Here is a 23,851-nt window from a genome sequence, read left to right as displayed (position 1 = left end):
TTTTTGAGGAGGAAATCTAAATGACGACAGAAAAAATATATGATGTAATTATTATCGGTGCTGGACCTGCTGGCTTAACAGCTGCAGTTTATACATCTCGTGGAAACTTATCTACACTTATGCTTGAGCGTGGTATGCCAGGTGGTCAAATGGCTAATACAGAAGATATAGAAAACTATCCAGGTTTTGAACATGTACTCGGACCGGATTTATCGACAAAAATGTTTGATCATGCACGTAAATTCGGAGCTGAATATGCGTATGGTGATGTTACTGAAATAATTGATGGTGAAAGTTATAAAACGATTATTGCTGGTGCTAATCAGTATAAAACTCGTGCAATTATTATTACAACAGGTGCAGAATATAGAAAAATGGGTGTTGCAGGTGAAGCTGAGCTTACCGGCCGCGGTGTAAGTTATTGTGCGGTATGTGATGGTGCATTTTTCCGTGGCAAAGAGATTGTTGTTGTCGGTGGTGGAGACTCAGCCATTGAAGAAGGTTCATATTTGACTCGCTTCGCAGATAAAGTAACAGTTATTCATCGTCGCGATGAGCTACGGGCTCAAAAGATTATTCAAGACCGTGCATTTGCTAATGAAAAAATGGATTTTATTTGGAATACAACAGTCAAGCAAGTGAATGACAAGGATGGTAAAGTTGGTTCCGTTACATTGCAATCTACTGTAGATGGTTCTGAAAAAGAATTTGATACAGAAGGAATGTTTGTCTATGTAGGAATGAATCCATTAACGAAGCCATTTGAAAAGCTTGGTATTTTAGACGAAAATGGTTATATTATTACAAATGAAATTATGGAAACATCTGTACCAGGTATTTATGCAGCTGGAGATGTTCGTGAGAAATTGTTGCGTCAAATCGTTACTGCAACAGGCGATGGCAGTATTGCAGCTCAAGCAGTTCAGAAATACGTTGAGGAACTTATGGAAAAAATCGGTGCAGAAGTTTAATCTGCTGAAGATTGATTTAATAAACTCTTAACATGACTGTAACAAGACTGCAACATGGGTGGGGTATAGTAGTATTATCAATTGACCCCCCTTTTGATATAGCAAAAACTATGGCTGCTACCGATTTATTTCGGTTAGCAGCCACTTTTTTGTCTTTCTAATGTCGTTTGGCACATTAAAGATGTATAATGGCACTATACAAGCAAATAAAGTGGGGATATAAAATGCAAAGAATCGCAAATTTACTCGTTCTTAAAAACGATTATGTATTGTTACTGAAAAAACCGAGACGTAACTGGTATGTTGCACCTGGTGGTAAAATGAATCCAGGTGAATCGATATACGATGCGGCGGTTAGAGAATTCACAGAAGAAACAGGAGTCCAACCAATTCATCCACATCTAAAAGGTGTCTACACAATGGTGATTACCGATTCGATTGAAAAACCAACCAAAGACGAGTGGATGTTGTATACATTTCTTGCAAGAGATTTGTCTGGTACTCCTTTCGAGAAAACTGCGGAAGGCATTCTCGAGTGGCATCCTGTAGAAAGCCTACGAACACTTCCAATGGCGGAAGGGGATCGAACGAACTTGCTTTTTGCCGCCTATCAATCAGGAATACAGTATGGAACGTTTATTTATACAGAAGAATTCAAATTGTTGAAAGAGGAAATTCAAAATTCTTTGGAAGGTGATGTGACATGACAGAAGAAAATGTTTACAAGAAAGATATAGAATTAGTCATTATTACCGGAATGTCAGGTGCTGGTAAAACAGTTGCTATACAAAGTTTCGAAGATCTTGGATTTTATTGTATCGATAATTTACCTCCAGAGCTACTCGTTACATTTCTAGATTTGATGATGAAATCGAATAATCAAATGAGAAGAATTGCAGCTGTAATGGATACCAGGGGAGGAGATTTGTTCGACTCTCTTATGGGTGCCTTAGATAATTTGTTGAAAATGAAAGGGCTTTCCTCTCAAATCTTATTCTTAGAAGCAGATGATGAGTCTCTTGTCAGACGTTATAAGGAAAGTAGACGGTCACATCCTCTCTCAGAAGGTGGATTGCCACTAGAAGGAATACGTAAAGAGCGTTTGTTATTATCTGAACTAAAAGGGCGAGCCAGGTCCATTTACAACACATCTAATTTAAAGCCAAGAGAATTTCGCGAGAAAATCGTTGCTGAATTTTCCTCTAGTGGAGAATCTATTTTTACAGTGAATTTTGTTTCGTTTGGTTTTAAACACGGTATGCCAATTGATGCAGACGTTGTTTTTGATGTGAGATTTTTACCAAATCCGTTTTACATTCAGGAATTAAAACATAAAACCGGGTTGCAAAAAGACGTGTCCGATTATGTGCTTAAATGGTCAGAAACTCAAATTCTAATTGAAAAATTAACAGACCTGTTTTCCTTTGTAATCCCTCAGTATAAAAATGAAGGAAAATCACAAGTTGTCTTCGCATTTGGTTGTACGGGAGGTCAACATCGTTCTGTAACACTTGCAGAGTTTTTTGGTAAGCGGTTTGAACATGACTACCGAACTTTAATAACCCATCGTGATGTTGAAAATAGAAAGGTTTGACGTCATGACAGAATCCGAAAAAATAAAAAAAATCGTCATCTTAGGCGGCGGAACGGGATTAGCTACTTTATTACGTGGTCTGAAAAAATATCCTGTAGATTTGACTGCGGTAGTTACTGTAGCGGATGATGGGGGGAGTTCAGGAAGACTTCTTGATGAATACGATATACCTCCCCCGGGTGATGTACGAAACGTAATGGCGGCGTTATCCGATGTAGAGCCCCTCATTGAGAGCATGTTTCAATATCGTTTTTCCAGTTCAGAAGATTTAAAAGGTCACTCTTTAGGTAATTTAATGTTAGCTGCATTAACAGATATTACAGGGGATTTTGCTAGAGCTGTTGAGCAAATGAGCCGTGTTCTTAATATCAAAGGTAAAGTGCTTCCAGCAGCTAACCAAAGAATCACGTTGCACGCTGAACTAGAAGATGGGACAATTGTAACAGGGGAATCGAAAATACCTGTGTACGGTCGTAAAATCCAAAGAGTGTACATGACTCCAGAGGAAGTTGAGCCACTGCCCGAAACGGTTGCTGCCATAATGGCTGCGGACATCGTTATCTTTGGGCCTGGGAGTCTATATACGAGCATATTGCCAACGATTTTAGTTAAAGCCATTCGCGAAGCAGTATTAACATGCAATGCAAAGAAAGTATATATATGTAATCTGACAACACAAGCTGGTGAAACGTATCGCTATACTGCTTCCCAACATGTTCAAGCACTTTATGAACATGCGGGAAAAGCATTTATCGATACCATCCTATTAAATAACGCTGATTTCTCAAGTTATTTTAACGACGGACCCCCTTGGCCGGTTTTAAACGATCATTCCGAATTAGAAAAGTTAGTACCCAATATTGTAATGAAAGATATCGTAGCTTTCATCGATGGCGGAATACGACATAAATCGGACGAAGTTGCAGAATGGATTATCGAATATATGAATGAATCTACAGAGAAGAAATAGACATTATTCTTCGAAGGAAGGTGGGGTATCATGTCTTTCGCATCAAGAACTAAGAAAGAATTGACTCAAATTGAAGCTGATGATTGCTGCGTAAAATCAGAAGTTTCCGCATTCATTCGAATGAATGGGGCTTTATCATTTTCAAATAAGCAACTGAGTCTTGATGTACAAACAGAAAACGCAGCTATCGCAAGGCGTCTATATTCAAACTTGAAGCGTCTTTATCCGTACAAATTAGAACTACTTGTTCGGAAAAAAATGAGACTTAAAAAAAATAACGTCTACATATGTAGAATTCGAGATGGTGCAAAACCACTCTTAGAGGATTTAATGATTTTGAAGGGCGCATTTGAATTTAAAAATGAAATCTCCTCAGAATTGATTAAAAAGAAATGTTGTCAACGTGCCTATTTACGTGGTGCATTCCTTGCAGGAGGATCTGTTAATAATCCAGAGACTTCTTCATATCATTTAGAAATATTTTCGTTTTATAAAGAACATAGTGAAGCACTCGTTGATCTAATGAATACATTCCATTTAAACGCAAAGTCCATTGAGCGAAAAAAGGGATATATCACTTACCTGAAGGAAGCAGAGAAAATATCAGATTTTCTAAGCCTTATTGGTGCCCATGTAGCGCTTATGAAGTTTGAAGACGTGCGTATACTAAGGGATATGAGAAACAGTGTAAATCGACTTGTAAACTGCGACACAGCCAATATGAATAAAACCATTGGAGCTGCGCAGCGTCAAGTTGGAAATATACAGCTCATTGAAAATACGATTGGACTCGATCAATTACCCGATAGGCTACAAGAAATTGCAAGACTTCGAGTTGAAAATCAGGATATTACACTAAGGGAACTTGGCGAGCTTGTTACAAGTGGAACGGTAAGTAAATCTGGAGTAAATCATCGTTTAAGAAAAATAGAAGAAATTGCAGATAACCTCCGTAATGGAGGAATAGGTGTCAGCTAAGCAGATGCCGTAAAGAGGAGTGAAATATAAATGGCGGAGAAAATAGTGGAAGTAAAAATTAAACCGGGTCTACAAGCACGTCAAGCAGCTTTATTTGTTCAAGAGGCGAACCGATTTGTAGCCGATATCTTTTTAAGAAAAGGCGATCGACAAGTAAATGCGAAAAGTATTATGGGTATAATGAGTCTTGCAATTGCGTACGGTACACAAATTACTTTAATAGCAGACGGTAATGACGAAGAACAAGCCTTGCTTTCGTTAGCCGCTCTAGTTGAAAAAGAAAGTTAATGATTCAGTAAATGGTACCGTTTCCAATTATTTAAACGTTTTTCGGAAGCGGTGTTTTGTTGTAATAAAAAAACCGACCTTTTAAAGGATCGGTTTCATTGCAACTTATTTTTCTTTTGTTTCTTCTTTTTTCATATCACTACGTGTGATAATATGATCGATTAAACCATATTCTTTTGCACGTTCAGCAGTCATGAAATTATCACGATCTGTGTCTTTTGCAATAACGTCAACAGATTGCCCAGTACGTTCAGCAAGAATAGCATTCAGTTTTTCACGAAGGAAAAGAATTCGTTTTGCTGCGATTTCAATTTCAGTCGCTTGCCCTTGAGCGCCACCAAGTGGTTGGTGAATCATTACTTCTGCGTTTGGAAGCGAGTAGCGTTTGCCCTTCGTTCCTGCTGCTAAAAGAAAAGCACCCATCGATGCAGCCATACCGATACAAATTGTTTGTATCTCAGGTTTAATAAATTGCATAGTGTCGAAAATTGCCATACCAGCCGTAATGCTTCCGCCTGGGCTATTGATGTAAATGGAGATATCTTTGTCAGGATCTTCAGCTTCTAGGAATAATAGTTGTGCAACGATTGAGTTCGCAACATTATCGTCAATTCCAGTTCCAAGCATGATGATACGGTCTTTCAATAGACGGGAATAAATATCATACGCGCGTTCCCCACGATTCGTTTGTTCAATTACTGTAGGTATTAAAACCATTCCAATTCCTCCTTAAGTTCAACTGTAAGTTTATCATACATAGTATGGTCAATGAAGGTCAAATATAACGCCTACAAAAAAGAACTTGCTTTCAATAGATATCATTAGTATAATAAATCTTGTCGCTTCATTATTAATAGTACAGAGGGCCCTCGTGGTGCAACGGATAGCACGTAAGCCTCCGAAGCTTAAAATGTGAGTTCGATTCTCGCCGAGGGCATACGAAGAAACGCGGTACAATAGCGTTTATACAAGGAATGATACACAGCTTATACGGACAATTACGTGGTGTTTTATACGGGATTTCAGCGTATAAGAATAGCACATAATAAGACGAACCCCTGTTTGATTTACGTTGAAATACGTAATTTGAATGGGGGTTTTTGCGTTGTCTAAAAGAAAGACGATAAATCCCGCGCTGCTTGCAGAAATAAATAAAGCCGCAGGACGCGATAAAGAAGTAGAAACGCCGGTCGTATCGTTTGATGAAGCAGTTGAATCGTTTCTAAATCACGGCGTTATTAAAGGGTTATCGCCCGATACAGTAGCGTCGTATCAGAAGGAGTTGAAGCAGTTACGCCGTGCGTTCGCTGAGTTGAACGTGGGTTTATCCGATATTCGTAATCTAACCACAGACGACTATACAGCGTTTGTAATGAATCAGATAGAAGCGGGATTTGCCCGAACAACAATAAACACGCGTTTACGTAGTGGGAAAATATTCGGCAACTATTGCGTAAGGAAAGGTTTCATTGACGTTAATGTCGCTAGTGAAGTTGCCACGTTGAAAGTACGCCACAAAATCGGGGCCACATTTACACAAGCGCAGTTAAAGCGGTTGTTAAGTGAACCGGACATATCAACGTTTAGCGGTCTACGCGATTTAACAATTATGATGATGTTCACGGATACGGGAATAAGAGTAAGCGAACTTGCTGCAATCAATATGCAAGACGTAATCTTATCGGATCGTTCATTAAACTTACAACGTACAAAGAACCGCTATGCTCGCCGAATACCTTTAACTAAGCGATTACAAGCGATGTTAACAGCTTATATGAAGGTGAGGGGTGTAACAGATTTAACCGACGCTCTATTTATAACAGAAGCAGACACACGTCTTGCAGTCATTACTATTCAGTATCGTATACGTTTACACGGAAGAAATGCAGGCGTTATTAATGAGGTGCAATGTAGTCCGCACGTATTTAGGAGGTCGTTTGCAAAGTTTAAGATACAGGCGGGCGTGGATATATTCACGTTACAAAAGTTAATGGGTCATAGCGATATTAACGAATTAAGAAAATATGTAGCTATTTATTCAACAGATTTAGATGCAGCTATTGAAAAAGGAATCGAATAAAAAAACGCCCCAACCGCAATTAAGCGGAAAGGACGCACACGCCCGCGCTAACGGGACTTATGAAAACAAAGTATGACGTTATTATACCGTAAAAAAAGCGGAATATCAAACGTTTATTTGAGTGCGCACTTTTTAGGGGCTTCGGAATGGAGCCGGTTAATATGAAATTATTAAATACAGTTGAAACGTATATGTCTTTACAGCCTTTTCAAACTATCGAGCAGCTAAACGCAAACACCGCAGAAATAAGAAAGCAGTACGGCGATCAATTAACACGGGCAACTTATCAAGTGCTTGACGTTCTCGCTCGCTATTCGTGTAAATATTACGGAGTGTCTTATCGCAGCAAATCGAAGATAGCTACGGAACTAGGGATTACACGCAGAACAGTAATTAACGCTTGCAACAAACTAGAAAGTCTCGGAGTTATCGTTCAGCACGAATTAAGACGACACTCGGGCGATCGTAGGCAGTCGAGTAATGCGATTGTATTCGTAGCAATTATTACGATTGAAAAAGAGATTAAAAAGGAAGATTTCACACCCAAAGTTCACACCAAAGAAACGCCTTTAAACTCAAATAACATTAACCAATCATTACATGATACGTTTGCTTCGCAGCAGTCGCTATACAACCGTTTCAAGTCGCTGTTATTAAATTCAATTGGTGAAGATACTCTTGCAAGTCGTTTGTACGGTGTTTATAGAGCGCAATCAATTAAGTTGAAACGGTTTGAAATTCACCGGGACAAGTCTGAGTTATTTGAAGAGTTAGCGTTACAGGCATTGAACATTACAACGCAAGCAACACGAAGTAAATCTATTCGAAATATAACCGGCTATTATTCAGGAGTGCTTCAAGAATTGATTGGGAAAGCATTATTTGGCAAGGCTTTTATGGATTATGATATCACTGTTGAATTTGCTACACATTGAGGTAACTTTGCATATATAAAGATAATAATATATACTCAGAATATTGGGATAGTTATATAGTAGGAGGTTTGTAAAATATGTGAATTAAATTTATAGCGCTATTAATCTTTTGATATTTCAACTCGTGTACACAAGGATAGGTCTATTTGTGTACGTTTTTTAGGAATAAATTCGAAAAGGGAGGCGTTACCAATGACGAAGACTAACAACGCAACAACGGCCAACACGATACAAGTACGCACAATGGAGATTCCCCGAAATATGGCGTTCCGATCCGGTGGAATGATGCTAGGACTCGTATTCATTACGATAAGCTTCATTATGATAGCAACGATAATACTCGCAATCCCCGGATTCCTCGGACTACTCGTAGGGTTCATGATAATGTACGCTGGGATGCCTAAAGAGTCCGTAGACTGCGTTGCTTGCGGTGAGTCGTATAAAGTTAAGGTAACCGTCAAGGACTCGAAATGCGATACGTGTGGGACGCTGAATCCGATTAAGTGGGTTAAGGCGGGTAAGAAGAAACGGAAGTAACGCTACTATAGAAGTAACGCTAATTGAATACGCATATTCTGAGGACTCTACGCTTAACTGCGTGGGGTCTTTTGTATTTAGAAAAGAATTTAATTCTGATTCTACAAATTACTTGAATTAACTTTAGGAGATAAATTACTTTCATTACTTCGCTTATTTGTGTTGGAGAATTATTCTGAAACCAAAAGTCCCTCCGTAAATATACGATGGGACTCCAAATGCTTATCGTTATTCTTCTTCTACTAACGTCAGAATCTCGTTAATATCTTTGACGCCTAAAACGTTGGCAATCTTTTCTATTGCCTCTTTTGGATAACGTTTCATTTTACCGTTTATCAACTCGGAGATAGTTCGTTCAGTTAAGCCAGTAGCTATTGCCAATCGTTTTTGGTCGAAGCCTTCAAGTACCATTTTATCGCGCAGCATTACCTTTACTCGTTTGGACAACGATCTCACCCCCGTTATTTCATATTCCGATTGTACCATGAAAGGTAATTACGGTAAATGTAATTATAATGCTTGACAATTACGCCTAACGGAATTATAGTTAACTTAATGATTACGTTTAGCGTAATTAACTATAGGAATGGGGCGAATAATAATGATGTCAGTATCGATGGTTAAGAATGAAGTAGTAGAAGAAGATTTCACGGTTGAGGTAGTAACGTATATTTTAGATACCGGAATAAAGCTAAAGATATATGACGGGAAAGAAGCTACGTTAACCATTAACGGCTATCAATTAAGTTTTACGTGGAATCACGCAACTGAACATTTATTTCATTCTATTGAAACAGTAACAGCTATCGAATTACTTCGTATTATCGCGGGTGCGACGTTATGAGCGCCTTTATGAGCTTACGTCGATATTTCCTAGCGGACGACTCGGAGCAAGTCCATTGGAGCGACTATGCATGGTTAATTGCATTTTACAGCTTACCAATCGCAATCACCGCGTACACACTACTATAGAAGGAGTTGGGCGAAATGAAACAGGTATTCCACGGTGACGATTTCAATAAAGTAACGCTGATATGCAGTAATAAAGAGGTTGCCGATATATGGTTCGCAATATCGCAACAACTCGCACACTTAGAATCGGGGGAACTACAGGAAACAGCGGTGTACCCTCGATTGAAGGCGATTGAGGACGTATTAAGCGGTAAGAATAAGTGACCGAGTGGGCGAATGGATATAGATAGCGGGATCTGATTGGCGTTGGATTCCTTAGTAAGACGGTCATTTGGCGATGGGCGTCTTTTTTGTTGCCGTTTTATGGCGCGATCCCTCCGATTTACAGGTATTGCAAAAACGATAATAGCGTAGGTATGCGATTCCGTAAAATAGTTTATGAAGAAATGTCGCACAAACGCGTTTTAATCGTGTAGGAGAAATAGGAGGTCAATTATTCGTAGAAATAATGACGCGACCCCTTCGATTTTCACCGATTGCAAAAAGTGGAAATGCATAGGTACGGGATTTTGAAAATAAGTTACCGGCGAAATGTTGCAATACCCCGTTTTATTGGTGCGGGTCTAATAGGGAGCGAAATATTCTGTTGTAGCAATCGGTATTTTTTCCGTCGTATAAAGAGTAGGGGTGATGTCGCAATATCCTGTTTTTACTGTGCAGGTCTAATAGGGGGCGAAATAATCGTGGATATTATGTTGCAATTCCGAGTTTCATTTATACAGAAGGAGTAGGGGCGATGTTGCAATTACAAGATTTATTACACAGTGCTTAATAAGTTGGTCCGAATCTGAAAGTATTACCCCCTTCTAATATGAGTGGTTATGTCCCATAAACGGAAATCATTTATACAAAAGAGGTAAGTGAGTGTCCCATATATCGAAATTATTACACAGTTCTTAATAGATGGTCCGAATTTCAAAATCATTTATACAAAGAGAGTAAGAGAATGTCCCACAATCTCTAATAAATGGGGCAAGTCTAGTAGGAGGTTTAATTCCATTGTCGCAACTTCTGAATATATACCCCCTTCTCTAATGAGTGGTCCGAATCATGGGGTTAATGGTGCGTATGTAATAAGGGCAATGTCGCACAATCGAAAGTTTAGTGTCTATTCATAAGTAGGTGGTCCGAATATGGAAAGTCACTGTGGGAACAGAGTGGGTGGTCCGAATTACGATTCTTTTACACAGTAAATAATAGGAAAGTAATTTCGCAGCGAATCACGCCAACGGTTTTAAGCGGAATTGTACAGCAGCAAACAAAACAACTAAAGGGGAGATTTAATTGACGAACAAAACGAAACAAGCAGCGCTAACTCGTAGAATGGCCGAGGCATTGCGTTCTATGCAGTTGAAAATGGATAGTCTAGCGGAATTTGTTGAAGATGAAGACGGCGATTTCAGCACCGAATATTTAGGCGAAGAAACGGCCGTACTAATCGACGTATTAATTCACCGTTTAGGCTTTGCGGAATACAGCTATGAGGGCAACGATCACATGCTCGAAGTAGTTTGCGATTACATTATCGGGAAAATTGAGTATGAGGATGTACTTTCGAATGTAGCGGAAAGCCACAAGTTACACGCTATTTTATTACTCGGTGACGATTGGGAAGGCGTAATTTAACGTATCAAGTCCTGCTACGCGGTAACGGGTTCATTCGCTTATTCCGTGGGAAAGTGCAATCAATCTATATATATAGACGACAATCTTTTAAGGATGCGATATAACCGTCGTAATTAAGATAGTCCCGAAAATAGTGAACTTCTATTTTAGGTATCTTTTGAGGGTTGGTACAACAATCGTATTCAGTCGATAACACAAGAGATAAGACATACCAATTAACTAAAGTTAATCGGAAGTATGTAATATAAAACGTACTCTTTCCTTCTAAGGATGACACGCTATAAACCGCACCACGACAACGTTTGTAAACTATTTTAGGACGCTACCTTCCTAAACGAAGCCATGTAGCAACTACTAAGGGGGACGATTAAATGACGGAAATCACAGTAATTGATTCGATAATGGGCAGCGGAAAGACGCAATACGCAATACAGTACATGAACGAAGCGCAACCGTTCGAAAAGTTTATTTACATTACGCCGTACTTAGCAGAAGTTGAACGCATAAAAGATGGCGTTACTGACCGACATTTCATAGAACCGAATAACGCAAACGACGAAGGGCGTAAGATGCGTAGTTTGAAAGAGTTGATTGTAACAGGCGAAAATATAGCCTCAACTCATTCGTTGTTTCAGACAGCAGACGAGGAACTAATTGAGTTACTTACAGATAGCGGATATACGTTGATTCTTGATGAAGTTATGGATTGCGTTGAACCGGTAAATGTTAGGCAAACGGATATTAGAAGATTAGAAGCGAGCGGAGATATAGAAGTTATAAATAATCGCGTCGAGTGGAAAGGCGATCCCAACGATGACAGTCGATATAAAGACATTCGATTACTTGCACAAGCCGGAAACTTATTCTATCACCGTGGAAAGTTTCTAGTATGGGCGTTCCCTCCGTCGGTATTTAGGGCAGTCGATAAAGTCATTTTAATGACGTATCTATTTAAAGGACAGATGCAACGTTATTACTTCGACTTATTCCGTTTTGAATATGGATACAAGGCGGTAAAGGTTGACGGGGGGCGTTACGAATTAACTGAGCATGATATTAAGAATGAGGGGCGCAAGGAGTTACTCGGATTAATAGATTTATATGAGGGGAAATTGAACGACGTTGCAAATAGAAAGAACGCTTTAAGCGCTACCTTTTTAAGACGTGCAAACGGCGACGTATTAGGCCAATTACAGTTGAACATGTATAACTACTTTCAGAATATCGCCGAAGCGAAGAACGCGGACACATACTTTTCGACGTTAAAAGAAGTAGAAAACATGGTAGCACCTCGCGGATATAAGAAAGTAATGATTCCAGTAAATGCCAGGGCAACGAATGAACACTCGGAGAAGTGGGCGATTGCATACATTTTTAATCGTTACGCTAACCCTAATACTATGTCATTCTTCCAAGATAATGGCGTTTCTGTAAACGAGGATATGCTCGCGGTGTCTGATCTTCTTCAATGGGTATGGCGTTCACGTATCAGAAACGGCGCGGAAATTATGCTTTATTTACCTTCTTCACGTATGCGCGGACTACTAAAAGCATGGGCAAATTACGAAATATAAAACTAAGGAGAGTGCTGATATGAACTTACAACAATACGACGAACTTTTAATAAAGCATGAAGAATTAGAAAGGGAATACTACGAAACGAGTAGCGCCTTTCATGATTTAGAAAATGAATTCCGTAATTACAGGTGCATAGTTGACCAAGTTTGGGGCAATCCTCCGACCGAACCAATACCGGACAAGTTAAAAATAACACCCGATTTAGCCAACGAGATCATAAAAACCATGCAGAAAATAAAAAGAGGGGGCTAATTAATGCCGAACGAATTGAAACCGATTAACCCACGAAAAACAATCTTATCAATGCGAGTTGCTAGGGAACTACTTGCAAGGGGTCACCGGATTATAGATATACAATACTCGCGGAAAGACCCGGGCGCAGCTGCATACCTTTTTGAGAATAGCGAAGAGCTAGAAAACTATCTAACACAACTATAAGGGGGAATTTCATTGACGAAAACAGCCGAACTAAATACAGCAGAATTAATCGAAGTAATTGAAACGATTGAATATGAAGAACCGGGACACGGTGCGGTATTATACGCAGCCCAATTCATGGCCGGATTTACGTTTCACACAGCTATGCCGATAGTTAAGCAGATAATGAACGCAGTCGTTCACGATAAGAAAGAAAGACGTTGTGCATATTGCGAATACTATTACCGTGATATTACGAAGAATAATAGTTCAGTAGTATGTTCGCCGGAGTGTCGTAATTTACGCAAAGCAAAATACACCCGTACAAAGAACGCAGCCAAACCGAAGAAACCTAAAAAACTAACGAATAGAGAAAAGTATTACAACGATCATTTAGAATACCCGTTTTGGACTGACGATTATGAAATGATGAAAATGAGCTGGAAGCATGAACCGTCGTATTCAGTCGATAAAGTTGAATATATCCGTGCGGCCAAAATGCGTGAAATAGAAATGGGCGGTAAAAAACGAGTAGCTGAGGTAATCGACTACAACGGCGATGAAAAGGGCGTCGAAGATATTCGCGTTAGATTTTTGCCGAGTGACAAGAAAGAAAGACCGGCAACAATAACGACAATGAGCGCAGCGGATAGCGTAGTTTACTATGAAGCGAAGTATTCCGATAAACATATGCAAGATGAGCGCCGTCGTTCGGTTATATATTGGGGTGAAATATGGGGAAAACATCAATACATGCGCTAAGTTTAGGTGGTATAGCTAGGGTATAGGTGGAAGACCGGATAAGTCCGGTATTTATTTACGATTATGATGGTAAAACGAATACAAACTAAAGAAAAGGAAGTGGTCTATATGAGTAAAGAAAGGTTTATGGTTCTCCGTCTTTACAATGAAATGACGCAGCATGAAATGGCGGTGTTTTTGAACGTGTCACAGAGTACTATCGACGCGATAGAAAGCGGGGTTCGGGGGTTGTCACCATACATGAGAGGAAGAGTCGCAGCCCGTTTCAAGTTAGATGCCGATTTTGAAGAGTATTATGAGAACTATAAAAGAACATCTATTTAGTTTTATGCTCTTAATTCCGTTTTTGGCAGAGTCCACCATAACGAGCATAACACATATAAAGTCAAATTGCAAGGAGGAAAATCGTTATGACAGAAAAGAAAGGCGTTACTGTATCAGCCGCGCCACTCGGACGCCAAGGCACGGCGATAGGTGGAGATGTTACGACTTACCGCTTGAAAGATATGAGCCCGGTTCTAGTCGACGCTGAGGGCTTAACAAAGTACCTCCGAGAACATTCGGAAGACACGGAAACTACGGAAGAATAGAAAGGAAGAGATTACATTGACGAACAAAAATACAAAATTGACGGCTAGCCCACGGACCTACGGGCGAAACGGAATTGTTCTATATGGGCCAACACGTACACGCTAAAGTTCAGAATTACATTAAAAAGAACTGTGCGACCTATGACAGAAACGGTCTTTGTTTACTCGAAACCGATTCATGCGGCAATCGCCTTTGCCCGTTGATATACGACCTCGGAAAGAAATGCACGTATGCAGAAACCTCCGTCATTCCCGGCAACAAGGAAATCGAAGCGTTATATCTTGCAGGCAGAACCGGCGCCGATCCCAACGTTCATAATTGCGAGCGATGCAATAAGCCGTATACCCGAAACAGTAACCGCCAAATAAGATGTTCACCTTGCGCCGATGCAGTCCGGAAAACTAAACGAATCCTTTACGATGCTAAACGTAGAAGCAAGTAATCTCTTACAACCGTAAAAGCGTGTATTTAGGACGCTAAACACATGCCTACGACCGCACAGCCGTTGATTACATGGCGATGGGATAGTGAAGGGGATAGAAGTTAAGGAAGGCGTCCGGACAGGTTGAACATGTACGCATTAATAGAGGGGGGTGTCGGCTTTACATGACGGGGAAACATCGGATAAGGACGTTTCTAGTTAGGAGTATGCGACACGGGAAAAGTCGATGTGCTGCAATCGTTGAAGTCGATTCGGATAATATCATAATTTACGCATACGCCCTTTACATCGAGGACGCCAGCAGAAGAGAATTGTACCGAGCATATTCGGAATGGTTACTTGATTACGTAAACGACGGGGAACTGATTGAGGTTAGGGTCGCAGACTTAACAGCCAACGATCCCAAACGTGGGCAACCTTATGAACGAATTAAATATTTTAACGATAGAAGGATAATAACGCACAGCTTTTTGAATTGGATTGCTTCAAGGGCATTGCACAGAAAAGAAAGCGAAGAGGTGAAAGTGAATGACGAAAGAACAGAAAAAGAGATACGAGCCAAAGAAGGAAAGACCCCGATCGAAAAACGGGTTCATTCTACAAACAGACCGGCCAGCAAAACCGAAGCCGATCGCGGCAACCCCGGAACAGTAATAAAAACTAAAAATAGAAAAGGAGTGTTTTATATGACAGTTAAATTCGATACAAAAGAAAATGTAGTAAAAGCATTTATGCAATTAGGGGCTGAAGGTGCTGAAATTACTCGGTCTTCTGATGCGGTAAAGTTTCAAACGGAGGCTATTTCACGAGGATATGAAGTCCCCTTTGCCGATTATCTTGCAAAAGCAATCGCTGGAACGTGGACAGCAACAGAAACGCTTGATGCTATTGATGTTTTTATAAACGATAACCCAAAAAAAGAAGAAGAGGGAGCGGATAATAAATGACGAACACACACTTATATATCAAACATGACACGGTGGCAGACGGTAAACAATACACGAGTGGCAATGCTTACCTATTAAGTGAATTGGACGCAAGCCAACTGATTGCAAGCGGTGTAGCCGAGGTTATTTCATTACCAACGCTAAACGCAATCAAACAAGAGGCAACTTTACAGACGGATTCATACAAGGCTAAACGAAAGGAAATCTTGCATAATCCGAGGTTCGCAGATAACCCGGCTGAATTAAATTATCAACTCGCAGAATTAGAAGGAGAAACGGCAAAGGCGATGGACGAAAAGGACATGCACTATAAAGCCGAATTAGCAGCGTTACGGATTGATTCAGCTTCAAGAGCGTTAGACCCCGTGGGCGATCCCGCGGAAATCGAAACAGCACGAGGCAAAGCGGATTCAATAGTAACGCAGTTTCTTATCAGCAGTAACCCCACGGACATATTCCGTATGCTAGACCTCGCAGTTAAGACAATGACGATTCCCGAAAAGGTGGAAACGTTGAAACGATGGGGTGAGATTAGCGGATATGCGAGCAGTCAAGATCCGGAAACTGTGAACTTAGTCGAACGAATACAAAAGAGCTTGAAGACCGTCGAGAATACACACGTTACAACTTTACGACATCTTGCAGCGGTTGAAAACAGCGGTTCAACGGCTTCGGTAGATTACAGGATATTAAAGAATGTTCAGGGGCGTAAATAAATGAGTGAACTAACTCCGGAAGAAATAGAAGAAGAAACAAAGGAAGACGCGATTCTCGAAGCTGAGATACAGAAACGACTAAATGCTAAACGGGGCGTTGTTCAATTCGTTGACCCTAAGCCTATGAACGGGTTTAGAAGTAAGCCGAGCAAGAAAGACGGCACGAAATTGGGTCGGCAAATGTACGAGCGAATTAAGCACAAATTGCACGGCGGTATACAATAACGTAAGAAATAACGGGGTGCGATGGTTAAAGAGAATATAAAGCGACCGCAGAAGCTGATTCGACGCTATCACCCGGGGGAAGCTGAGTTCCCTTAACAAACTAATATCCGACGGAGGCACAAACGTAAAGGGCGCTATGTCATACGATAGGCTGAACGCTAGTCTAATTCGTGGGCATGGCGCTTTCTTTTTATACATAAGTAATACCGAATATGGCCGTAATTTGACGGCTTACTAAAGACGAAAATAACCGCTTTACATGCATCGTAATAATACCGATTTAGTAACTACGTTTGTTGCATAAAATCGGACGGCAGTAGGACATTGCGGAATTAGGGCAACCGCCCAACCATGCACAGTTACGATATTTGAACGCTCTTATAGAAGGAAGTTAAAAGCAGCGTTGGGCATTACTGGGCTTTTATGGGCGATTTGACAACGTTACGAGTACCGAAAATGTCCTACATAGTGCAACGTTTACAGCGATTCCATACCCTCCGAAATCGGTAATATTGCGGTTATTTCATGCGTGTAAATGCACGTTGGGGGGACGTTTAGCAGAGTTGAGTAATGGCGAAGGTTTGGGGTAACGGAGATAACGCAGATTAACAGGTTCGGAGAATATCCGCGTGAAGGTCAAAACGCTTTGAGATGCTGAATATTTCCGATAAGTTCCTAAATACCGCAGATTACTGGGGTCGAGGCGTCGAGGCGTGGCCTACCTCCACATCATGGGGTCACCTATTGACGGATAAATGACGGTTAATTGACGTAATCAATAAGCCTTAACGTAATCATAACTGTTAAGTATTGACGATGATGCCTCGACCGTGCTACAATCGACTTATAACGTAATCATAATACGTAATCATAAGTAGGAGGGCGATTGTATGAGGTACGGATATGCACGGGTTAGCGGTAACACGCAAGACTTTACGGAACAGGTACGCCAGTTAGAAGCAGAGGGTTGCACCGAGGTATACCGCGAGAAGTATACAGGTACGCAGAAGGATAGGCCGGAGTTTACTAAGCTATTGAAGATACTAAAGGAAGGTGACACGCTAACCGTTACTAAGCTTGATAGGTTCGCACGTACCGCAGAGGACGGTATCACAACAATTAAGGAACTGTTAGGGCGTGGCGTCCGTGTTCATATACTTAACATGGGTATGGCGGACAACACTCCGATGGGTCGCTTTATGATTACGATACTAAGCGGTGTAGCCGAGTTTGAAAGGGATATGATCGTTGAACGTTTAGCCGAGGGCAAAGCGATAGCAAGGCAACGCCCGGACTATCGAGAAGGTAGACCGCGTAAGTTTACAAAGAAACAAATAGACCACGCTATGCAACTACTAGACACGCACAGCTATACCGAGGTTGAGCGTATGTTAGACATAAGCAAAGCGACGCTAACTCGATACAGACGAATACAGAAGCAACAGGCGCAAGGCTGAACGATGGCCGAGCGTCTTTCTTATTTATCCGTAAATAATTTAGGCGGGGGGCTTGTATGAAAATGGAAACGATTTACAGCCGGATTACATGCGTGAGATTCGTTGCATCATTTCCGCTATTTTTAACCGCAGAAATTAAACAAACGCTTTAACTTTATTGATACGGGGGCTATGTCGCAGCGTGTCGGTGCTATCGGATAAGCAACGTATTCAGCCGGATTTTTATACTCACGGGGTTCGCAATCCTAGAAAGCGGCCTTCCTTAAAAGCCGTTTCATTCGTAAAAAAATACGCGACTAAATTTTTACACTTCGGGGGTCTTCGTCAGCATTACGTCAGCTTATCGTCGGCATTACGTAATTTACCTTCTATTATATAGTACCGAAATTCGATGGTTTTTTATATCCGTCAAACATACTCAAAACCACTTAAAATTTAGCTTTATGGAAACAGTTATATCCGCATATATTCGACGGTTAACTTATGCGATAGACTTCGTTTTAGAGGGCGAGGTGATAACGTGGGTACAGAAGTATATTATAGTACGACAGAAGTTAAGCGGATTGTTGGGGTTAATATAACGGCAACGAAGGAAATCGCCGGGGTAGTAAGCGAAATAATAACAAGCTTTGGCGCAAAAGAGCGTGGTGCATGGCGCTTCACTCGTAAGGAAATGTGCTTTATTAAGTTTGTTTCCGCTATTACTACGAGGGAACATAAACAAGATGCAGCGATAGTTGAGGCGTTGGATTATTTCTACGGAATAGATCATATTCGCAATTACTGACTAGACGGATTTCAAGCGTCGTGATATGATGTAAATACATAAATCAAACGGGAAAGCACGTATCACTTCCAAGCATATCCGCACAAATGGCGTCATACCAACGGTTACAGCCGTTATTATACGCGAGGGTGCAACGGATAGCACGTAAGCCTCCGAAGCTTAAAATGTGAGTTCGATTCTCGCCGAGGGCATATTCACACTAATTGTGTATAAATTAAGAACTTATAAAAAATCTGCAAACGTTGTTGTATAAGCGTTTGTGGATTTTTTTGATAGCATAAGAATAGAGTGAAATTGGTAATGGTAGTTAGCGTTGGAACTTACAAATACGAATGTTATACTTATTTGTATGCGATTATGATTATTTAGTAAGAAAAATAATTTGCAAACAGGTGTAGATATTTGTGATTCAACACCTAATCTTTAGTTTAAATAAAACAGATGGGTAGTGAAAATATGAGGTTAAAAGCAATCTTAATTTTAGTGTTTATTTCAGCATTATTGGTGGGATGTAGTAGTGGAAATGATAATAATGAAGCAGCGAATATGAATACAACTGAAATTAAGAAATTAGTAAACGATTTTACGGTTAGAAATGTGATGGCTAAATCAGCTTCGATCACATCGTCTGAACTCATCGTAACTGAAGAAAATGATGAAGTAACAACTTATGATCTTCCAGAAGATGAGTTTTTTGTCTCGATTGCTCCATTTATTAACGCGACACATCCATGTGATATTCATAGTTTAACGGGGTGTCAAGGAGAACTTGTCGAAGAGGAATTTAATGTACTTATAAAAGATTCAGAAGGTAATGTTATCTTTGATGAAAAGAAGAAAACAGAAGCTAATGGATTTATAGATTTATGGTTGCCGCGTGATGACCGATTTAGTGTGATTATCACACAAGGTGATAGAGAAACAGCCTCAGAAATTTCTACGTTTGACGGAGATAACACGTGTATCACAACTATGCAATTGGGATAAACTATTATTAAATGATTAATTAATATAACGCACATACAAAAGACTCCGACATTAGACTTGTCGGAGTCTTTTTTGGTTCTTTAACAAATGACGTTGGTGAAGAATTTTAGCCAACTATAATTGAAGTTATTATTTGTTATAGGCCTGTCTAAATAGTCAACAAAAACTGATCTTTGGGCTGTTCTTTTCACATGGTTTTTCAAGTACACCGTTGCTTTCCGTTCCGGGCGGACGCGTTCTGGAGGGCGGGCGGTGAACCAACCCGTTCGCTTCGCTACCGTTGGTTGTTTCACCTGTCCCGCTGATCCTCCCAGAGTCGCCGCCTTGCACTCCAAGCAACTAAGATTGTACATTGAAAAAGAAGGAATATAAGGGAATTTCCCGAAAATGGAATTACAATGTTTTAATGGACGGTTTTACCTTAAAGTATAAAAAAAGATCTTTAATATTCTAAGGACTTCTATATCGATAAGCGACTCAATATAAAACTTTAATTCTATCGTTAATCCCTTTAATTGCTCCATTATTGTATAAGTAAATAAAGCCATTTTCTATATACAGAGGATGTTTCCCACATCTTTTTACTGATCGGAGTGCAGACGCAGTCTAAGTACGCGACGTCCTGTCGCACCGACTGCATAATCAACATCGTGTTGACCACGGCTCAAATACTCCAATGGGATTTAGGAAGAATGAATTTCAATTCTTCCCGGCGAATGTCGAGACCCCGCAGGAGCGTGGTTTTCGCGACGAGTGGCCCTAAGAAAAAGGGTTTGTATTCTTCGACAATGGAACGCGTCCGGTCGGAACGAAAATCAGCGAGTGGCAACAGAACTTTTTTGTTCAGTAAATATTTATTAAAAACTTCACCAACGTCATAAATTGTACAACCTCTTTTTTGATTTCGGCATCAAGCTTATTTAAAATGTTTCAATGCCTCGCGTTTACTCAAAGGTTTCAATGGATGTTCCTCTACAAATGTATGCACAATGTCTGGATTTGTTTTTGCGTATTCTCGCAAAACCCAGCCAATCGCTTTCTGAATAAAAAATTCGTTGGATTCCAAATGTTGTTTAATAATATCAAAAAGTATATGAGTATTCATGGCCTGTTTAAATTTTAATTGATGTAAAATGGCGGCGCGGTTTGTCCACATATTATCAGACTGTGACCACTCCAACATCACTTTTTCCCCACGCTCAGGATCTGCTTTTACAAAATCGCCAACAAACTTTGGTGCAATCGAATCGATGCTATCCCACCAAGACTTTGTTTCAATCAGTTTACGCAATTCAGGTAAATCTTCAATCGTCAAATACTTCTTCATTTTCTCAAGTAATGCAAATGCTGCATATTGATATTCTCGTTTCGGTAAATCATATAGTTTCCATACCTCTTCAAAGAGTCGCTCTGGTTCTGGCAAAGCATATTCCGTGAAATATTCACGCAACAGTTGTTTACGCAAAGGACTCTTAATCCCTAAGAAAGCAAAATTATTTTTCATATAAGCCCCCATTGGACCTGCTTGTTCTTCGTTATAATTGGCCCCGAATTTCTCCATGACACCTTTATGATCCCACGGCTATTTCAATTAAACCACTCCTAACTTAGTTCTAAAAGTGTATCATGTATGAAGAGACTTGAAAATATCTGTTAATGACCTGAGAAAATACTCGAATTTAAAAATAAAGGAGAGAAACTTTATGAAGGTTGAGGTCAGAGAACATAATGAACAATGGCATCAGATGTTCAAGGATGAATCTTGTAGGATTAATGGACTTCTTGGCGATGAGTTAGTTGATATTCACCATATTGGAAGCACTTCGGTTAGCGGTTTAAAAGCTAAGCCAATCATTGATATTATGCCAATAGTAAAAGATATTGAAAAAATAGATTCATTTAATAAGCAAATGGAAGAGATTGGTTATGAGTGTATGGGCGAGTTCGGAATTAAAGGGAGAAGGTATTTTAGAAAGGGATTGGATAATAGAACACATCAAATACACGTATTTCAACTAGATAACAAGAAAGATATTAATCGTCATCTAGCTGTAAGAGATTACCTGCGAACACACTCTGAAGATGCTAAGATGTACGGTGATTTAAAAGAAAACCTAGCTCAACAGTTTCCGAATGACATTGTATCCTATGCGGATGGAAAAGAAACATTTGTTAAGGAACTAGAACAAAAAGCGCTCATTTGGTATGAAATTGGATGAAAAGATAAAGGGTTCCACCAAATATAAAATATGAGGAGAATTTGAATGATTATTAAAGAGATTACTATTCGAAAAATGAAAATGACAATGAAAAATCCATTCACTACGAGTTTTGGCACGTTACAAGAACGAGACTTTCTATTACTTGAAGTAATGGACGAGGATGGAAACACTGGATGGGGTGAATCTGTCGCATTCCGTTCGCCTTGGTACAGCGAAGAAACACTCGAAACAAATCTGCATATGCTCAAGGATTTTTTAATTCCTTTAGTAATCGGAAAAGAAATTGGACATCCGGATGAAGTGAGTTCATTATTCGCGTCAATACGAAAAAACAATATGGCGAAATCGACTGTTGAAGGTGCAATTTGGGACCTTTATGCAAAGCGGAATAAAATGACATTAGCACATGCATTGGGTGGGCAAGCTGAGAAGATTGAAGTCGGAATTAGTATTGGAATTCATGAAAATACTGCCGAATTAGTAGAAACGGTTCGTGGTTTTGTTGAAGAAGGATACAAACGCATTAAAGTGAAAATAAAACCAGGTTATGATGTTGAAGTGATTCGCGAGCTGCGTAAAAACTTCCCTGACGTACCGTTAATGGCAGATGCAAACTCGGCTTATACACTGGAAGATGTACAACTGCTTAAACAACTAGATGAATTCAATTTAACAATGATAGAACAACCACTTGCATCGGATGACATCATAGACCATGCTGCTTTGCAGAAACAAATAGAAACACCAATCTGTTTGGACGAAAGTATACATTCGCTCGAAGATACGCGAAAAGCGATTGAACTTGGAAGTACAAAAATAATTAATATTAAAATTGGCCGTGTCGGTGGGTTAACTGAAGCGAAAAAAATCCACGATTACTGCATGACACATGGAATCCCAGTTTGGTGTGGAGGCATGCTTGAGTCAGGAATTGGTCGCGCCCATAATATTGCACTTACAACATTACCTAACTTTATACTTCCGGGAGACACAGCGGGATCATCGCGCTATTGGGAAGAAGATGTAATCACGCCAGAAGTTGTAGTGGAAGATGGTTACATTACCGTACCGAGCGCATACGGCATTGGGTATGAACCGAACCTCGAAGCTATGGATAAATTCACAGTAGAAGAACTAAATTATAAAGAGAAATGAGTATAGTGGGTGGTAATGTTCACCCATTATACTTTATATAAACTGTAGAAACACCCACAAACGTTGTAAGATAATGTTTGTGGGTGTTCCTTTTGTATGAATGCGATGTTCCAGTGGTCAAGTTTTGGAAATGATACGAAGATGCTTTTATTCGATTTCTGGGCAACTGAAGAGATCGCTATGGGTAAAAGATTTGAAGAGGTTGTTCAAGAAATTGAAAATACAATAAAAAATACACTCATTTATGAAAGTGTGGATTCATTGGAATATCTGGTAAGGTCTGGTCGGTTAAAGAAAATTCATGGTTTTGCAGTAAAGCTTCTTAATATTAAACTAATTGTATCGATAGACAAGGAAGGCAACGCCGTTATTATTTGTTAATGCGAAACTGGGGTAAGCCGGAATATGAAAAGAAAACAAGTATATTTATACTTTTGTCGCCGAAAAGTGTTTGTTTTTACTCACTATGGAGATTAAGAGGAATTGAAGGATAAAGCATTGCAGTAGGATTGTACTTTTTTGTTATTAAAGATTTGTTTGAAATGATGAAACTTTTCTGGATGTTGGACAGTATAGTTTAATACACCCTAAAGTTTTAATATAGTTAAGTTTGG

Annotated in this window: 30 protein-coding genes and 2 tRNA genes; 29 read left to right on the top strand and 3 right to left on the bottom strand. The window is 39.9% G+C overall.

Annotated elements, in window-relative coordinates; translation table 11 throughout:
* The first annotated feature begins 20 nt into the window (after positions 1 to 20).
* The 6 genes from trxB to ACFSFY_RS02585 all read left to right on the top strand — a co-directional run bounded on the left by trxB (position 21) and on the right by ACFSFY_RS02585 (position 4,801).
* Positions 21 to 971 carry a thioredoxin-disulfide reductase gene (gene trxB / locus ACFSFY_RS02610; RefSeq protein ID WP_381535626.1) on the top strand — a complete coding sequence of 317 codons (951 nt, stop codon included), beginning with the start codon at positions 21 to 23 and terminating at the stop codon, positions 969 to 971.
* Between the two features lie 224 nt (positions 972 to 1,195).
* Entirely contained in the window at positions 1,196 to 1,678 is a 483-nt protein-coding gene (locus ACFSFY_RS02605; protein ID WP_381535625.1) for an NUDIX domain-containing protein, read from the top strand.
* On the top strand, positions 1,675 to 2,565 hold the full coding sequence (gene rapZ / locus ACFSFY_RS02600; protein ID WP_381535624.1) for an RNase adapter RapZ: 891 nt from the start codon (positions 1,675 to 1,677) through the stop codon (positions 2,563 to 2,565). The genes ACFSFY_RS02605 and rapZ overlap by 4 nt, the downstream gene beginning before the upstream one ends.
* A 4-nt stretch (positions 2,566 to 2,569) precedes the next feature.
* Positions 2,570 to 3,535: a gluconeogenesis factor YvcK family protein gene (locus tag ACFSFY_RS02595; RefSeq protein ID WP_381535623.1), complete on the top strand. Its 966-nt coding sequence runs from the start codon at positions 2,570 to 2,572 to the stop codon at positions 3,533 to 3,535.
* Between the two features lie 30 nt (positions 3,536 to 3,565).
* On the top strand, positions 3,566 to 4,513 hold the full coding sequence (gene whiA, locus ACFSFY_RS02590) for a DNA-binding protein WhiA (RefSeq protein WP_381535622.1): 948 nt from the start codon (positions 3,566 to 3,568) through the stop codon (positions 4,511 to 4,513).
* Between the two features lie 30 nt (positions 4,514 to 4,543).
* Positions 4,544 to 4,801, top strand: a complete 258-nt coding sequence (locus ACFSFY_RS02585; RefSeq protein ID WP_381535621.1) for an HPr family phosphocarrier protein — start codon at positions 4,544 to 4,546, stop codon at positions 4,799 to 4,801.
* A gap of 105 nt (positions 4,802 to 4,906) precedes the next feature.
* On the opposite strand, the gene clpP is transcribed toward ACFSFY_RS02585, so the two are convergent.
* Positions 4,907 to 5,518: an ATP-dependent Clp endopeptidase proteolytic subunit ClpP gene (gene clpP / locus ACFSFY_RS02580; RefSeq protein ID WP_381535620.1), complete on the bottom strand. Its 612-nt coding sequence runs from the start codon at positions 5,516 to 5,518 to the stop codon at positions 4,907 to 4,909.
* A gap of 148 nt (positions 5,519 to 5,666) precedes the next feature.
* Here clpP and ACFSFY_RS02575 point away from each other — a divergent pair.
* The 4 genes from ACFSFY_RS02575 to ACFSFY_RS02560 all read left to right on the top strand — a co-directional run bounded on the left by ACFSFY_RS02575 (position 5,667) and on the right by ACFSFY_RS02560 (position 8,353).
* Positions 5,667 to 5,738: transfer RNA gene (locus ACFSFY_RS02575), tRNA-Arg, on the top strand.
* A 168-nt stretch (positions 5,739 to 5,906) separates the two neighbouring features.
* The gene (locus tag ACFSFY_RS02570) at positions 5,907 to 6,881 is read left to right on the top strand and encodes a tyrosine-type recombinase/integrase (RefSeq protein ID WP_381535619.1); all 975 of its coding nucleotides are present in this window, start codon (positions 5,907 to 5,909) and stop codon (positions 6,879 to 6,881) included.
* A 161-nt stretch (positions 6,882 to 7,042) separates the two neighbouring features.
* Positions 7,043 to 7,816 carry a MarR family transcriptional regulator gene (locus ACFSFY_RS02565; protein WP_381535618.1) on the top strand — a complete coding sequence of 258 codons (774 nt, stop codon included), beginning with the start codon at positions 7,043 to 7,045 and terminating at the stop codon, positions 7,814 to 7,816.
* Between the two features lie 192 nt (positions 7,817 to 8,008).
* Positions 8,009 to 8,353: a hypothetical protein gene (locus ACFSFY_RS02560; RefSeq protein WP_381535617.1), complete on the top strand. Its 345-nt coding sequence runs from the start codon at positions 8,009 to 8,011 to the stop codon at positions 8,351 to 8,353.
* 228 nt (positions 8,354 to 8,581) lie between these two features.
* Here the strand turns inward: ACFSFY_RS02560 and ACFSFY_RS02555 are convergent, their stop codons facing one another.
* Complete coding sequence (locus ACFSFY_RS02555) at positions 8,582 to 8,800, bottom strand: helix-turn-helix domain-containing protein (protein WP_381535616.1); 219 nt, start codon at positions 8,798 to 8,800, stop codon at positions 8,582 to 8,584.
* A 154-nt stretch (positions 8,801 to 8,954) separates the two neighbouring features.
* Between ACFSFY_RS02555 and ACFSFY_RS02550 the strand changes: the two genes are divergently transcribed.
* The 16 genes from ACFSFY_RS02550 to ACFSFY_RS02475 all read left to right on the top strand — a co-directional run bounded on the left by ACFSFY_RS02550 (position 8,955) and on the right by ACFSFY_RS02475 (position 19,860).
* Positions 8,955 to 9,197 carry a hypothetical protein gene (locus ACFSFY_RS02550; RefSeq protein ID WP_381535615.1) on the top strand — a complete coding sequence of 81 codons (243 nt, stop codon included), beginning with the start codon at positions 8,955 to 8,957 and terminating at the stop codon, positions 9,195 to 9,197.
* A 143-nt stretch (positions 9,198 to 9,340) separates the two neighbouring features.
* Positions 9,341 to 9,529, top strand: a complete 189-nt coding sequence (locus ACFSFY_RS02545) for a hypothetical protein (protein ID WP_381535614.1) — start codon at positions 9,341 to 9,343, stop codon at positions 9,527 to 9,529.
* 1,080 nt (positions 9,530 to 10,609) lie between these two features.
* The gene (locus ACFSFY_RS02540; RefSeq protein ID WP_381535613.1) at positions 10,610 to 10,951 is read left to right on the top strand and encodes a hypothetical protein; all 342 of its coding nucleotides are present in this window, start codon (positions 10,610 to 10,612) and stop codon (positions 10,949 to 10,951) included.
* A 371-nt stretch (positions 10,952 to 11,322) separates the two neighbouring features.
* Positions 11,323 to 12,525 (top strand): hypothetical protein, encoded by a 1,203-nt coding sequence (locus tag ACFSFY_RS02535; RefSeq protein ID WP_381535612.1) that lies wholly within the window; start codon positions 11,323 to 11,325, stop codon positions 12,523 to 12,525.
* Between the two features lie 19 nt (positions 12,526 to 12,544).
* On the top strand, positions 12,545 to 12,781 hold the full coding sequence (locus ACFSFY_RS02530; RefSeq protein ID WP_381535611.1) for a hypothetical protein: 237 nt from the start codon (positions 12,545 to 12,547) through the stop codon (positions 12,779 to 12,781).
* Positions 12,782 to 12,784: 3 nt separating this feature from the next.
* Positions 12,785 to 12,967, top strand: coding sequence for a hypothetical protein (locus ACFSFY_RS02525; RefSeq protein ID WP_381535610.1), 183 nt, complete (start codon positions 12,785 to 12,787; stop codon positions 12,965 to 12,967).
* A 12-nt stretch (positions 12,968 to 12,979) separates the two neighbouring features.
* On the top strand, positions 12,980 to 13,708 hold the full coding sequence (locus tag ACFSFY_RS02520) for a hypothetical protein (protein ID WP_381535609.1): 729 nt from the start codon (positions 12,980 to 12,982) through the stop codon (positions 13,706 to 13,708).
* A 108-nt stretch (positions 13,709 to 13,816) separates the two neighbouring features.
* Positions 13,817 to 14,032, top strand: a complete 216-nt coding sequence (locus ACFSFY_RS02515; RefSeq protein WP_381535608.1) for a helix-turn-helix domain-containing protein — start codon at positions 13,817 to 13,819, stop codon at positions 14,030 to 14,032.
* 86 nt (positions 14,033 to 14,118) lie between these two features.
* On the top strand, positions 14,119 to 14,298 hold the full coding sequence (locus ACFSFY_RS02510) for a hypothetical protein (protein WP_381535607.1): 180 nt from the start codon (positions 14,119 to 14,121) through the stop codon (positions 14,296 to 14,298).
* 649 nt (positions 14,299 to 14,947) lie between these two features.
* Complete coding sequence (locus ACFSFY_RS02505; RefSeq protein ID WP_381535606.1) at positions 14,948 to 15,688, top strand: hypothetical protein; 741 nt, start codon at positions 14,948 to 14,950, stop codon at positions 15,686 to 15,688.
* On the top strand, positions 15,685 to 16,404 hold the full coding sequence (locus ACFSFY_RS02500; RefSeq protein WP_381535605.1) for a hypothetical protein: 720 nt from the start codon (positions 15,685 to 15,687) through the stop codon (positions 16,402 to 16,404). Before ACFSFY_RS02505 ends, ACFSFY_RS02500 begins: the two co-directional genes overlap by 4 nt.
* The gene (locus tag ACFSFY_RS02495; protein WP_381535604.1) at positions 16,405 to 16,629 is read left to right on the top strand and encodes a hypothetical protein; all 225 of its coding nucleotides are present in this window, start codon (positions 16,405 to 16,407) and stop codon (positions 16,627 to 16,629) included.
* An 890-nt stretch (positions 16,630 to 17,519) separates the two neighbouring features.
* On the top strand, positions 17,520 to 18,086 hold the full coding sequence (locus ACFSFY_RS02490) for a recombinase family protein (protein ID WP_381535603.1): 567 nt from the start codon (positions 17,520 to 17,522) through the stop codon (positions 18,084 to 18,086).
* Positions 18,087 to 18,606: 520 nt separating this feature from the next.
* Entirely contained in the window at positions 18,607 to 18,873 is a 267-nt protein-coding gene (locus tag ACFSFY_RS02485) for a hypothetical protein (protein WP_381535602.1), read from the top strand.
* A 127-nt stretch (positions 18,874 to 19,000) separates the two neighbouring features.
* Positions 19,001 to 19,061: transfer RNA gene (locus ACFSFY_RS02480), tRNA-Arg, on the top strand.
* 268 nt (positions 19,062 to 19,329) lie between these two features.
* Positions 19,330 to 19,860 carry a CueP family metal-binding protein gene (locus ACFSFY_RS02475; protein ID WP_381535601.1) on the top strand — a complete coding sequence of 177 codons (531 nt, stop codon included), beginning with the start codon at positions 19,330 to 19,332 and terminating at the stop codon, positions 19,858 to 19,860.
* A gap of 916 nt (positions 19,861 to 20,776) precedes the next feature.
* On the opposite strand, the gene ACFSFY_RS02470 is transcribed toward ACFSFY_RS02475, so the two are convergent.
* Positions 20,777 to 21,421 (bottom strand): DNA alkylation repair protein, encoded by a 645-nt coding sequence (locus ACFSFY_RS02470; RefSeq protein ID WP_381535600.1) that lies wholly within the window; start codon positions 21,419 to 21,421, stop codon positions 20,777 to 20,779.
* Between the two features lie 142 nt (positions 21,422 to 21,563).
* On the opposite strand from ACFSFY_RS02470, the gene ACFSFY_RS02465 reads away from it, so the two are divergent.
* The 3 genes from ACFSFY_RS02465 to ACFSFY_RS02455 all read left to right on the top strand — a co-directional run bounded on the left by ACFSFY_RS02465 (position 21,564) and on the right by ACFSFY_RS02455 (position 23,618).
* Complete coding sequence (locus tag ACFSFY_RS02465) at positions 21,564 to 22,079, top strand: GrpB family protein (RefSeq protein WP_381535599.1); 516 nt, start codon at positions 21,564 to 21,566, stop codon at positions 22,077 to 22,079.
* Positions 22,080 to 22,124: 45 nt separating this feature from the next.
* The gene (gene menC, locus ACFSFY_RS02460) at positions 22,125 to 23,237 is read left to right on the top strand and encodes an o-succinylbenzoate synthase (protein WP_381535598.1); all 1,113 of its coding nucleotides are present in this window, start codon (positions 22,125 to 22,127) and stop codon (positions 23,235 to 23,237) included.
* A 96-nt stretch (positions 23,238 to 23,333) separates the two neighbouring features.
* Positions 23,334 to 23,618, top strand: coding sequence for a DegV family protein (locus tag ACFSFY_RS02455; protein ID WP_381535597.1), 285 nt, complete (start codon positions 23,334 to 23,336; stop codon positions 23,616 to 23,618).
* Positions 23,619 to 23,851: the final 233 nt, after the last annotated feature.

It is taken from the genome of Sporosarcina siberiensis (assembly GCF_042681925.1).
GTDB lineage: Bacteria > Bacillota > Bacilli > Bacillales_A > Planococcaceae > Sporosarcina > Sporosarcina siberiensis.
The sequence above is the reverse complement of the archived record's forward strand: the minus strand, read 5'-3'. Positions and strand labels throughout refer to the sequence as shown.